Raw genomic sequence first — 11,719 nt, 5'->3', positions numbered from 1 at the left:
AGCGAGTTCACCATCAAGCAGAGCAGTGGCTCCCGCTCAGCCGCGCCCGGAGCGAAGCGAGGACGCGGATGAGCGGGTTGGCGATCAGTACGACGGGTCTGGTGCACATCTACCGTGCGCACGGGCATGACGTCGCGGCGCTGTCCGGGATCGGGATCACGGTCCGCCCCGGCGAACTGGTGGGACTCCTCGGCCCGTCTGGTGCCGGCAAGTCGACGCTGCTGCAACTGTGCGGCGGCCTGCTGACTCCGAGCGCCGGGCGACTGCAGATCGGCGAGCACAACGTCGCCACGATGACAGAGGTCGAGCTGGACCGGATGCGCGCCGCCGACGTGGGCATCGTGCTGCAGGGTGCCGGCCGGAACCTCATCCCGTATCTGACGCCGACCGACAACATCCGCTACGCGCAACGCGCCGCACCGCGCGGCCACGAGCTGCCGCAACCGGACGACGTACTGCACATGGTCGGACTGCGCGACCACGCCAGTACGCCGTTGACGTCGCTGACTCCTGGGCAGATCCAGCTGTGTGCGGTGGCGGTCGGGATCGCGACGATGCCGGGTCTGCTGCTGGCCGATGAGCCGACCAGTCAACTGGATCACCAGGCCCGCGACGAGGTGCTCGCCGCGATCCGGACGATCAACGCCGAGACCGGGATGACCGTGCTGCTGATCACGCACGACCCGGAGGTGGCCGCGACGCTGCCGCGGACCATCACGATCCGGGACGGGCGGATCGCGTCCGAAGGCCGGTCCGGTGAGGAGTACGCCGTGGTGGCAACCGACGGCTCGCTGCCACTCCCCCCGCACGTGGCCGAGCTGCTTCCGGCCGGGACGCTGGTGCAGGTGACCACCGACGACGGCGAGATCCGCCTCACCCCGATCGAGCAGGAGGGCCCGCGGTGATCATTGTCGACAATGTGACGGTCGCGTACGGCGACTTGGTCGCGGTGGCGGACGTGTCGTTCACGGTGCCGCCCGGGTTCGTGCTCGCGGTCAGTGGCCCGTCCGGCGCCGGCAAGAGCTCGTTGCTGTGGGCAATCGCCGGCGCGGTGCCGGTGAAGTCCGGTCAGGTCGAGGTGGACGGACTCGTCATCACCGACCGGCCGAAGGCCGCCGCGCACGGCGTCGTACTCATCCCGCAGGGCAACGGGCTCGCGCGGGTACTGACCGCGCGCGAGAACCTGACCATCCCGCTGCTGGCCGACCGCAAGCCGAGCAGCGACGCGGAACTGGAGGAGGTCGACCGCGCGATCGAACAGGCGCTCACAGCTGTCGGGCTCGCGGACAGCGGCGACCACCTGGTCGAGGAACTGTCCGGCGGTGAGCAGCAGCGGGTCGCGGTCGCGCGCGGGATCGCCCAGCAGGGCAAGGCGATCCTGGCCGACGAGTCCACCAGCGAGCTCGACAGCACCAACCGCGAACGCGTCCTCGACCTGCTACGGACTCAGGCCGATCGCGGCGCCGCCGTCATCATCGCCACCCACGACCCGAGTGTCGCGGAGAGCGCCGACGGTCACGCGCTAATGGACGAAGGCCGGCTGAGCTGGGTACGACGGCTGTGAGCTCCGTACGTCGGGACCGACGAGCACCGGGTCGAGCTGGATCCTGGTGACACCGAGCGGCGCCAGCACCTCGTGCAGCGTCTCCTCGTCCATCCGCAGCCACTCCTGCCGCGGACCGGTCGCGGCCCGCAGCTGCGCCAGCGTCGTGAACGCGATGCCCACCCGCGGGCCCTCCGGCAGCCGGCCGGTCTGCAGCGTCGCCGCCGCGCCCACCGACCGAACAGGAACAAACCAGTCATCAATATGTCGAGACTTCACACCTGAAAGCTAGGCCGACCACAGCCCCCGAATCCCGCGTCCTCACACACTTCCCACAACTTCCGAACGTCGCTCTCACAGCCCGAGCGCCAGCGGGGTGGTGGGCGGCCCGTTGCGCAACACCGACTCCACCAGGCTGGGGAGGGAGCGAGGGGCGAAGCGGTCCTCGGCGGACTGGAGTTCACCGAGGGTCCACCACCGGTGGCCGTGCAGGTTCTCAGCCTGGAGTTCGATTTCGGTGAGCGTGCCGCCGACGGTGAACGGGCCGGTGCGGATCAGGAAGATGTCATTGAGAACGCCGTCGTACCCGGTTGCGTGGCCCTCGGCAACGACCTCCTGATGCCAGAGGTGCGGCGGGTCGTCCGGAGTCTCGAGACCGATCTCCTCCCGCAGCTCGCGGCGCAGCCCTTCGATGAGCGTCTCATCCGCCTCGAGGCCACCGCCGGGCGTCGTCCACAGCGGACCGTCGTCGAACTCGAAGCGAACCAGGAGGATGCGGTCGTCCGGGTCGACGACGAGAGCGCGGGCGGCCGGCCGCAGCCGCGGACAGGTGAGCTCGACCTCGCGGTTCTGCTCGACCGAGCGGAAACCGAAGCGCGCGTTGACCTTCTGCATCGGGGCGTTCGACAGTGCCGTCCACGTGTGCAGGAAGCGCTGTGTGGTGCGATGTTTCGCCAACTGGTCGAGGTTCGCCAGCTTCAGGTGCGTACCCAGGTTGTGGCCGCGGTGCTCCCGCAGTACGAGCGTGTCGTCCTGCTGGGCGTGCTCGGCATCAGCCCGCGGCAGGTAGATGAGCGTGTAGCCGGCCGGTGCACCGGACAACGTATGCGCCATCGTCACCAGCGCCAGGTAGTTCCGGCCGACGCGCTGCTCGCTCGCCTGCAGCTTCTCGACCGTCCACGGCACGACCTCGCGCGTCATCCCGCCGGTCGGCACGTCCTCGTCCATCGCGGTGTGCAGATCGGCGTACGCCTGCTGATGTTCCGGCGGGCACACTCCCGCCCACGAGGTGAGCCGATAGCCGTCCAGCGTCCCTGCGGACCACCGCAGCTCGTCCAGCCGGCCCTCGTCGTACGGCAGCGGTACGACGAGATGGTCCTCGACATGCTCGACGGTGAACCCGAGCCGCTCGGCGAACGCACTGCCCGGCGACGACTCGCCCGGCACTCCGATCTCGGACTGGAAGATGGTCCGCCCGAGTTGCGCCGCACGGGTCACGGCCCAGTGCCACAGCGCCGTCCCGATCCCCCGCCGACGGTGCTGCGGGGGTACGTCGATCTCGACCTCGACGGTGTCGAGGTTGTCGGTCAACCGGTACTCGAACAGCATCGTGCCGAGCACCCGGTCGTCCTCGAAGGCGCCGACCGCGATCCGGCGCTTCAACGGGCCCGGAGTGCGCAGCGAGAAGCCGAGCGCCTCCCGCCCGACCACGAGCGCGGCCTCGCGCCCCGCCACCACACCGGTCCGCAGGGCGTCGTACCACTCGTCGAACAGCGCCAGGTCGGCCGGGTCGATCTCGCGAACGATGATCACCCGGCCGACCCAACCAAACGAACGGGTCAGAGCGCTAGTGGTTAAGCCACCCCTTCGACTCAGACCGGGGCGACCTTGCCCTGGTACATGTACATGATCACGAAGTTGTCCGCGTACGGCGCGTTCTTCAGGATCGGGTCGTCGTCGGCCGGGAACTTCGCCACCCGCTTGCCCTCCAGCGCCGGGTTGTTACCGTAGCGCTCCCACAGCGGGATGATCGGCAGGAGCTCGTTGAACGCCTGCGCCGCGGCGGTGATGTTCTTCTTCTGCTCGTCGACGTTCAGGCCCTGGGCCGACTTGTCCACCACGGCCTGCAGGTCGATCGGACCGGCGGAGGTGGTCTGCTTGAGCGGGAAGTTCATTCCCTTGCCGCCCTGGTTCGCCGCGATCACGTAGTTGAACGTGTACAGGTCCTGGACGAACGCGAAGTACGGGTGCGGGTGGTTCGAGGCGCCCCAGCCCTGGATGGCGATGTCGAACTTGCCGGCCAGGACGTCGGGGTTCAGCTGGGTGAAGGTGATGCCCCGCTTGGTGATGTTGAACCCGAACTTGTTCAGCTGGTCGGCCGCGTTGGTGGCGGCCGGGTTCCAGTCGGCGAACTCGGTCGGGAACTTGATGTCGTACGCGGCCGGCTTTCCGGCCGGCGTCATCCACTTGTCGCCGGACTTCTTCCAGCCGGCCTCCTGCATCAGCTGGGTGGCCTTGTCGAGGTCCTTCTCGTAGGCCTGGAGCTTCTGCTGGTCGGCGTCGGTGATCCAGTCCGGGACGAGGATGTCGGAGAAGCCGGCCATGAACTTGCAGGGCTTGCCCGAGTCGCCGAGCGCGACGGTGCCGTTCTCCTGGCGGTCCAGGACGTAGGCGATCGCCTGCCGGACCCGGGCGTCGGAGAACTCCGGGCGGGTGGTGTAGTTGAACACCAGCGACGGACCCGAGTACACCGGCGGGCGGAGGATCCGGAAGCCGTTCTGCTGGAACGTCTTCTCGCTGGCCACCGCGAAGCCGTGGGTGGCGTAGTCGACGTCCTTGTTCATCACGACCGGCGTGATGTCGGAGGTCTCACCGTTGTACAGGACGACCTTGGTGAACCCGATCTTGTCGGCGAACAGGCCCTTGTCGTTCTTCACCAGCGTCATCTGGGCGTTCGTCATGGTCTTCGGGTCGTAGTTGAACGGACCCGACACGACCGGGTTCTCCGGACGGAACTTCTGGAAGTCGGCGTTGACCTGCTTGCCCTCACCGCTGTCCAGGCTGCCCTTGGCCTTGCGGATCGTCTCGGCCTTGGTCGCCCAGTCCTTGTACACCGAGTCCGGCAGGATCGGCGCGCGGAGGATGAAGCGCTCGAGGACCGTGGACGGCGTGCCGATGGTGAACACGACGGTGGTGTCGTCCTGCGCCTTGACGTCGGACAGGAACGTCCAGTCCTGCTGGCGCATCAGCCAGCGCAGGTTGAACGTCGAGACGACGTCCTTGGCGGTGAGCGGCGAGCCGTCGCTCCACGTCAGCCCGGACCGCAGCTTCATCGTGTAGGTCTTGGCCGTTTCGTCCAGCGTGTTGGACTCGGCCAGCAGGTATTCCCACTTCTTGTCGGCCCAGTAGTACATGCCGGCACTCGGGTAGATCAGGTCGAGGTACGGGCTCTGCTGCTGGATGCCGTCGAGGACGCCGGCGCCCAGGTTGAAGTGGCCCTTGGGGGGCAACTGGTACGGGTACGCGCCGTGGAACTCCCCGGACTTCTTGGCGTCGCTTCCCTCGCTGTCCGGATTGCTCGGCGAACACGCCTCCAGCGACCCGATGCCGGCGATGCCGACCCCGGCGATGCCGAACAGCTGGAGCACATGCCGGCGGGAGACTGCGTTGGTCACGGCGCGTGCGCCGGACTCGTTGGTGCCGGGATCGTTGGTGCCGGTGGGACTCATCCTTCGTCCTTTCTGATCTGACCACACGCCCATGTGGGTCAGGCACTACTGGTTTGGGGTACTGCTAACTGCCCTCGCGTTTTTCCCGGCGCCGCAGTACCAGGACCGCGGCGACGACGATGAGGCCCAGTAGCAGGCCCAAACACAAGGTGAACAGGGTGACGACGAACTCCGGGGTACCGGGCGTCAGCGTGAGTAACAGAACTCCGCTGGCCAGTACCAGGAACGCCGCCCAGCCGAGTGCCAACCGGCCGATCTGCGGTGCCATCAGGCCACCGGCTCATCGCGGACCTCGGCATCTCCGGCTCCGTCGCGCGCCACGACGTGGCACGCGGTCGACTGACCGGGACGTACGGTGATCAGTTCGGGCACCGCACCGTCGCACAGGCCGCCCTCGAACCGGGGGCAGCGCGGATGGAACGAGCACCCGACCGGCAGGTGGGCGAGACTCGGAATCTCCAGGCTGCGCAGGGATCCCGCGCCCTTGGTCTTGGTCAGGTCCGGATCGGGCTCGGGGATCGCGTCGATCAGCGCGCGGGTGTACGGATGTGTCGGTGCGTTGATGATCTGCTGGGTCGGGCCGAACTCGACGATCCGGCCCAGGTACATCACCGCGGTGTTGCCGTTCCAGCCGAAGTACTTCGCGATCGCCAGGTCGTGGGTGATGAACAAGAACCCGACCCCGAGCTCGTCGCGCAGCCGGCCGAGCATCGCCAGCACGCTGATCCGGATCGACACGTCCAGCATCGACGTCGACTCGTCCGCGATGATGATCTTCGGATCCAGGGTCAGTGCCCGGGCCACCGAGATCCGCTGCCGCTGGCCACCCGACAACTGGTGCGGGTACTTCGACAGGAAGCTCTCCGGTGGGGTCATGTCGACCTTGGCCAGCAGCTCGGCCGCACGCTGGGCGGCGGCCTTCGAGCCCTTGACCACGCCGTGCTTGAGCAGCGGCGCCGTGATCGTCTGCAGGATCGTCCGGGTCGGGTTCAGCGAGGCGTACGGGTCCTGGTGAACATACTGGACGCCACGCCGGAAGGTACTGAAGTCGCGCCGGTTCATCGACCAGATGTCGATGCCGTTGTAGGCCACTGTGCCGTCGCTCGGCTTGGCCAGGCCGGCCGCCATCCGCGCCGCGGTGGTCTTGCCGGACCCGCTCTCCCCGACCAGGCAGAGCACCTCACCGGGGTTGATCGACAGGTTGACCTGATCGCACGCACGGATCGGCCCGGCCTTGGTGTCGAACACCTGGCTGACCCCGTTCAGCGTCATCAGCGGCGTACGTCCCTCGGCCTTGGCCGCCGGGGCAGTGTCGGTCGCGGTCATGATGCGGTCCCCAAGTCGTCCTGCACCCGTCGGTCGAGATGCACGTCTTTGGAATGGATGCAGGCGACCTCATGCGCGGAACCCTGCTGATCGGTCACCGGGATCAGGGGCGGGTCGGCCTCCTGGCACTCCGCGGTGGCGAACCCGCAGCGCGGGTTGAACTTGCAGCCCGGCGGCAGTGCGGCCAGGCTCGGCGGCCCGCCCGGGATCGACTCCATGTCCGGCAGGTCCCCGACGATCGGCGGCACCGCCTTGATCAGGCCGAGCGTGTACGGATGCCGCGGCTGGTAGAACATGTCCCGGACGCCACCGGTCTCGACGATGCGACCGGCGTACATGGTCGCGACCCGGTCGGCGAGCTCGGCGGCCAGCGCCAGGTCGTGCGAGATGAAGATCATCGAGAAGCCGAGCCGTTCGCGGACCTCGTGCAGTACGTCGACGATCGACCGCTGCGTGAGGATGTCGAGTGCCGTGGTCGGCTCGTCCAGGATCAGGACCTCCGGCTCGAGCAGCAGGCTCATCGCGATCAGCACGCGCTGCCGCATTCCGCCGGACAGCTCGTGCGGGTAGCAGTCCATCACCCGCTCCGGCTCCAGCCGCACCAGCCGCAGCAGTTCGGCGGACCGCTCTTCGATCTCCTGCTTGGTGGCCTTGGTGTGCGCCCGCATCGTGTCGTGCATGTGGCCGCGGATCTTCAGCACCGGGTTGAACGCGTTCATCGCGCCCTGGAAGACCATCGCCGCGTCCCGCCAGCGGAACTGCCGCAGATCGCGCCCGTCCAGACCGAGGATGTCGATCTCGGTGCCGTCACCGCGGTTGAAGGTGACCTTGCCGGAGGCATGTCCCAACCGCGGCAGCAACCGCAGCAGGCCGAGCCCGAAGGTGGTCTTCCCGCAGCCGCTCTCCCCCACCAGCGCGAGGCTTTCGCCGGGGTAGAGGTCGAGATCGATCCCGCGAACGGCGTGCACGGTGGCGCCGGAACCGGTCCGGTACTCGACGTTGAAGTCGCGGACCGACAGCAGGGGCTTGCCCTGGCCGCCGCGCACCGCGCGGCCGCTGGTTGTTCCCTGAGGCATCGAAGTCACCATGCTCACCGGTCCCGGAGACGCGGGTTGAGGATCTCTTCGAGTGATCTCGTCATCATCACCAATCCGAGCAGCAGCAGAATGATCGCGACGATCGGGCTCAGGATGAACGGCAGGCTGTCGTCGTTGAAGATGGCGCCCGCGATCCACGCGCGGTTCAGCATGATGCCCCAGTTGGAGCCGGTCAGCGGCGCCAGCCCGAGCAGGTAGAGGCCGACCAGCGCGTAGATCGCGTTCGTCACACCGATCATGAAGTTCATCAGGATGAAGCTGGCCATGTTCGGCAGGATCTCGACGAAGACGATCCGGATCGTGCCGAGGTCGAGCAACTTGGCCGCCTCGACGAACTCGCGTTCCCGCAGCGAGAGCACCTGGGACCGCACCGCCCGGGTCAGCACCGGCCAACTCAGCACACCGACCAGGATGGCGAGCAGGATCGGCGAGTCCAGCTTGAACATCGCACCGAGCACCGCGAGCAGGACGATCGTCGGGACCGTGAGTACGACGTCGGCCGCCGTCGTGACCACGGAGTCGGTGCCGCCGCCCAGGTAGGCGGCCAGCGAGCCGAAGACGATCGCGATGAAGGTCGAGATCGCGGCCGCGAAGAACCCGATGAAGATGACGGACCGGCCGCCGTCGATCATCTGGATCAGCACGTCCTTGCCCTCGTTGTCGGTCCCGAGGAAGTGCCCGGGCGACCCGAACGGCAGCAGGATCTCCTTGACGTTGGGCTCCACCGCGGGGGTGAAGAACGGCCCGATCGCGGTGATCAGGACCAGCAGGGCCACGATGATGAAGCCGATGAAGCCGGCCGGGCTGCGTCGCAACCCGTGCATGATGCCGGCGAAGCGGGAGACGCCCGTCGTCCCGATGGCGGCGACGGCGCCGCCGGTGGCTGCAGCCTCGGTCATCTCGTCACCCCTGACCCTTGCCGGGGACACGGATCCGCGGATCCAGCCGGCTGTAGAGAATGTCGGCGAGCAGGTTGGCCACCACCACGGAGATCGTGATGACCAGGAAGATCCCCTGCAGGACCGGGTAGTCGCGGCCCGAGATCGCGTTGTAGAGGCTGAACCCGATGCCCTGGTAGCCGAAGATCCGCTCCACGAAGATCGACCCGCCGACCACGAACCCGAGCGAGATGGCCAGCACGCTGAACAGCGGCAGTACGGCGTTGCGCCCGACGTACCCGGACCGGATCCGCGCGTCGGTCAGACCACGCGCCCGCGCGACCGTGACGTAGTCCTCGCCGAGGGTCTCCACCGTGGAGGACTTCATCACCAGCGCCCAGGACCCGACCGTGGTCAGCAGGTAGGCCAGGATCGGCAGCATCGCGTGGTAGAAGATGTCGTTCAGGAACGCCAGGCTGAACGATGGTTCGACCCCCGGTGTGTAGGACCCGCGGGCCTCGGTCAGGTTGAAGACCTGCAGTTTCACGCCGAGGAAGACCACGATCAGGATCGCCAGGATGTAGTTCGGGATCGCGTGCAGGAACGACCCGATCGAGCTCAGCAGGTGGTCGATCCAGCTTTCGCGGCGGTAGGCCATCACCATGCCGGCCACGATGCCGATGATGAAGCTGAGGATGGTGGCGACGCCGACGGAGAACAGCGTCCAGGGCAGGTAGGTCTTGATCACCTGCGCCACGGTGGTTCCCGGCGACAGCAGCGAGTTGCCGAAGTCGCCGTGCAGCAGGTTGAGCATGTACGTGACGTACTGCTGGATCAGCGGCTGGTCCGGGTCCAGCGAGAACAGGTTCTTGGCCTGCGCGGCCGCGGCCTCGTACGAGATACCTGTCTGCGCGATCTGGGTCTGGATGTAGGTGTCAACCGGGTTACCGGGCAGCAGCCTGACCAGGAAGAACGTTCCCGACGTCACGATGAAGACAGTCAGCACCGCCTTGGCTAGTCTTCGGACCAACCAGGCGTTGAAGAATCTCTTGGCGGCCGTGGGTTTCGGTTCCTCCACCGGCCTCTCTATCAGCTTCGAGGCCGGAGTCTCGACCGCACCGCTCACAGCTCACCTCCACGCGGGGTACCGACGGCGTGTCAACGCAGAAGCCCGAAAACAGCCGTACTAACGCATGCTGTCTTGCATTCATCTGCGCGCAGTGTCGCTAGTTTGCGCAACCACATACACCGAGTCAACGGTTTCTTCGTACCCGAGGCCACGGTCACCGAATCGTGAGTATTCGGTTGCTCTATGCACCGATTCTGACACCCTCAGTGCCGAAATTCGGTACGCCGCAACGCAAACGTCGCCCGTCACCCCTAGCGGTGACGGGCGAACGTTTGATAACGCCTCGGATCGAGGCTCTGATCAGCGCGTTGCGCGGTTGATCGCGGAGACGACGGCCTTCAGCGAGGCGGTGAGGATGTTGGCGTCACGACCGACGCCCCAGTAGACCTCGTCGCCGACCTCGCACTCGACGTACGCCGCGGCGAGCGCGTCGCCGCCCGCGGAGAGCGCGTGCTCGTGGTAGTCCAGCACGCGGACGTCGTACTTCAGCGGCTGGATCGCGTCGACGAACGCCGACACCGGGCCGTTGCCCTCGCCGGACAGTTCGTGCGGCACACCATTGGAATAGACCTGAACGCGAAGCTGGTCGCCCTGGCCCTCACCCGACGACGAGTTGACGCTCAGCAGCGACAGCTTGCCGGGCGAGAGGTACTCGGCCGCGAAGATGTCCCACATCTGCTGCGGGCCGACCTCGCCGCCCTCGGAGTCGGTGTGCTGCTGGATCACCCGGCTGAACTCGATCTGCAGCCGGCGCGGCAGGTCGAGCCGGTGCTCCGACTTCATGATGTACGCGACGCCGCCCTTGCCGGACTGCGAGTTCACCCGGATCACGGCCTCGTACGACCGGCCGACGTCCTTCGGGTCGATCGGCAGGTACGGCGCCTCCCAGGTGATCTCCGACACCGGTCGGCCCTCGGCCGCGGCCTGCTTGTCGAGCGCCTCCAGGCCCTTCTTGATCGCGTCCTGGTGCGAGCCGGAGAAAGCGGTGTAGACCAGGTCACCGGAGTACGGCTGCCGCTCGGGAACGCGCATCTGGGTGCAGTACTCGACCGTCCGGCGGATCTCGTCGATGTCGGCGAAGTCGATCTGCGGGTCGATGCCCTGGCTGAACAGGTTCATCCCCAGCGTCACCAGGTCGACGTTGCCGGTCCGCTCACCGTGGCCGAACAGACAGCCCTCGACCCGGTCCGCGCCGGCCATCAGGGCCAGCTCGGTCGCGGCCACCGCAGTACCGCGGTCGTTGTGCGGGTGCAGGCTGATCGTGCTGTGCTCGCGCCGGGTCAGGCCGCGGCTGAACCACTCGATCTGGTCGGCGTACACGTTCGGCGTCGACATCTCGACGGTGGCCGGCAGGTTCAGGATGATCTCCCGGCCTTCCGCCGGCTGCCACTGGTCGCTGACCGCCTCGCACACCTCGAGCGCGAACTCCAGTTCGGTCCCGGTGAAGATCTCCGGGCTGTACTGGTAGCCGAACTGGCAGTCGCCCAGCAGGTCGTCGGCGTACTTCATCACCGTCTCGGTGCCGCGTACGGCGATGTTGAGGCATTCGGCCTTGTCCACGTTGAAGACGACCCGGCGGAACAGCGGCGCGGTCGCGTTGTACAGGTGGATGGTCGCCTTCGGCGAGCCCTGCAGCGACTGGACGGTCCGCTCGATCAGCTCGTCCCGCGCCTGGGTCAGCACCGAGATCGTGACGTCGTCGGGGATGACGTCGTCCTCGATCAGGCTACGCACGAAGTCGAAGTCGTACTGGCTGGCGCTCGGGAAGCCGACCTCGATCTCCTTGTAGCCCATCTTCACCAGCAGGTCGAACATCCGCCGCTTGCGGGCCGGCGACATCGGCTCGACCAGAGCCTGGTTGCCGTCACGGAGGTCGGTGGACAGCCAGCGCGGGGTGCGGTCGACGGACTTGGCAGGCCAAGTCCGGTCCGGCAGGTCGATCGGTGGGAACGCCCGGTACCGCTGGATCGGCATACCGGAAGATTGCTGGACGGGCTTGGGCTGATTCTGCGGTGCCA

11 protein-coding genes are annotated in these 11,719 nt (G+C 67.2%); 2 read left to right on the top strand and 9 right to left on the bottom strand.

Features of this window, described 5'->3' with window-relative positions; all coding sequences use genetic code 11:
• Positions 1-68 precede the first annotated feature (68 nt).
• Entirely contained in the window at positions 69-905 is an 837-nt protein-coding gene (locus E0H75_RS12695; protein WP_131513693.1) for an ABC transporter ATP-binding protein, read from the top strand.
• Positions 902-1,564 carry an ABC transporter ATP-binding protein gene (locus E0H75_RS12690; protein WP_131513692.1) on the top strand — a complete coding sequence of 221 codons (663 nt, stop codon included), beginning with the start codon at positions 902-904 and terminating at the stop codon, positions 1,562-1,564. Before E0H75_RS12695 ends, E0H75_RS12690 begins: the two co-directional genes overlap by 4 nt.
• Here the strand turns inward: E0H75_RS12690 and E0H75_RS12685 are convergent.
• The 9 genes from E0H75_RS12685 to leuA all read right to left on the bottom strand — a co-directional run bounded on the left by E0H75_RS12685 (position 1,523) and on the right by leuA (position 11,675).
• The gene (locus tag E0H75_RS12685; RefSeq protein WP_131513691.1) at positions 1,523-1,777 is read right to left on the bottom strand and encodes an SAV_915 family protein; all 255 of its coding nucleotides are present in this window, start codon (positions 1,775-1,777) and stop codon (positions 1,523-1,525) included. The two genes, E0H75_RS12690 and E0H75_RS12685, sit on opposite strands and share 42 nt — an antisense overlap.
• 120 nt (positions 1,778-1,897) lie before the next feature.
• A complete protein-coding gene (locus E0H75_RS12680) occupies positions 1,898-3,355 on the bottom strand; it encodes a GNAT family N-acetyltransferase (RefSeq protein ID WP_131513690.1) in 1,458 nt (485 codons plus the stop codon).
• Positions 3,356-3,414: 59 nt separating this feature from the next.
• Positions 3,415-5,271 (bottom strand): ABC transporter substrate-binding protein, encoded by a 1,857-nt coding sequence (locus E0H75_RS12675; protein WP_131513689.1) that lies wholly within the window; start codon positions 5,269-5,271, stop codon positions 3,415-3,417.
• 64 nt (positions 5,272-5,335) lie between these two features.
• Positions 5,336-5,539, bottom strand: a complete 204-nt coding sequence (locus tag E0H75_RS12670) for a hypothetical protein (RefSeq protein ID WP_131513688.1) — start codon at positions 5,537-5,539, stop codon at positions 5,336-5,338.
• Positions 5,539-6,597 carry an ABC transporter ATP-binding protein gene (locus E0H75_RS12665; RefSeq protein WP_131513687.1) on the bottom strand — a complete coding sequence of 353 codons (1,059 nt, stop codon included), beginning with the start codon at positions 6,595-6,597 and terminating at the stop codon, positions 5,539-5,541. The genes E0H75_RS12670 and E0H75_RS12665 overlap by 1 nt, the downstream gene beginning before the upstream one ends.
• Complete coding sequence (locus E0H75_RS12660; RefSeq protein ID WP_131513686.1) at positions 6,594-7,673, bottom strand: ABC transporter ATP-binding protein; 1,080 nt, start codon at positions 7,671-7,673, stop codon at positions 6,594-6,596. The genes E0H75_RS12665 and E0H75_RS12660 overlap by 4 nt, the downstream gene beginning before the upstream one ends.
• 14 nt (positions 7,674-7,687) lie before the next feature.
• Complete coding sequence (locus E0H75_RS12655; protein WP_131513685.1) at positions 7,688-8,593, bottom strand: ABC transporter permease; 906 nt, start codon at positions 8,591-8,593, stop codon at positions 7,688-7,690.
• Positions 8,594-8,597: 4 nt separating this feature from the next.
• Entirely contained in the window at positions 8,598-9,560 is a 963-nt protein-coding gene (locus E0H75_RS12650; protein WP_238162984.1) for an ABC transporter permease, read from the bottom strand.
• A gap of 441 nt (positions 9,561-10,001) precedes the next feature.
• A complete protein-coding gene (leuA, locus tag E0H75_RS12645) occupies positions 10,002-11,675 on the bottom strand; it encodes a 2-isopropylmalate synthase (protein WP_202872972.1) in 1,674 nt (557 codons plus the stop codon).
• Positions 11,676-11,719 lie beyond the last annotated feature (44 nt).

The sequence above is a fragment of the Kribbella capetownensis genome (assembly GCF_004331485.1).
Lineage (GTDB): Bacteria > Actinomycetota > Actinomycetes > Propionibacteriales > Kribbellaceae > Kribbella > Kribbella capetownensis.
Note: the sequence above shows the minus strand (reverse complement) of the source record. Positions and strands in the feature narration are given on the sequence as shown.

What these genes read in the sequence shown, in the direction of transcription:
- E0H75_RS12695 (WP_131513693.1), top strand. Translation starts at nt 69, where the DNA reads ATGAGCGGGTTGGCGATCAGTACGACGGGTCTGGTGCACATCTACCGT.
- E0H75_RS12675 (WP_131513689.1), bottom strand. Translation starts at nt 5,271, where the DNA reads ATGAGTCCCACCGGCACCAACGATCCCGGCACCAACGAGTCCGGCGCA.
- E0H75_RS12670 (WP_131513688.1), bottom strand. Translation starts at nt 5,539, where the DNA reads ATGGCACCGCAGATCGGCCGGTTGGCACTCGGCTGGGCGGCGTTCCTG.
- E0H75_RS12665 (WP_131513687.1), bottom strand. Translation starts at nt 6,597, where the DNA reads ATGACCGCGACCGACACTGCCCCGGCGGCCAAGGCCGAGGGACGTACG.
- E0H75_RS12660 (WP_131513686.1), bottom strand. Translation starts at nt 7,673, where the DNA reads ATGCCTCAGGGAACAACCAGCGGCCGCGCGGTGCGCGGCGGCCAGGGC.
- E0H75_RS12655 (WP_131513685.1), bottom strand. Translation starts at nt 8,593, where the DNA reads ATGACCGAGGCTGCAGCCACCGGCGGCGCCGTCGCCGCCATCGGGACG.
- leuA (WP_202872972.1), bottom strand. Translation starts at nt 11,675, where the DNA reads ATGCCGATCCAGCGGTACCGGGCGTTCCCACCGATCGACCTGCCGGAC.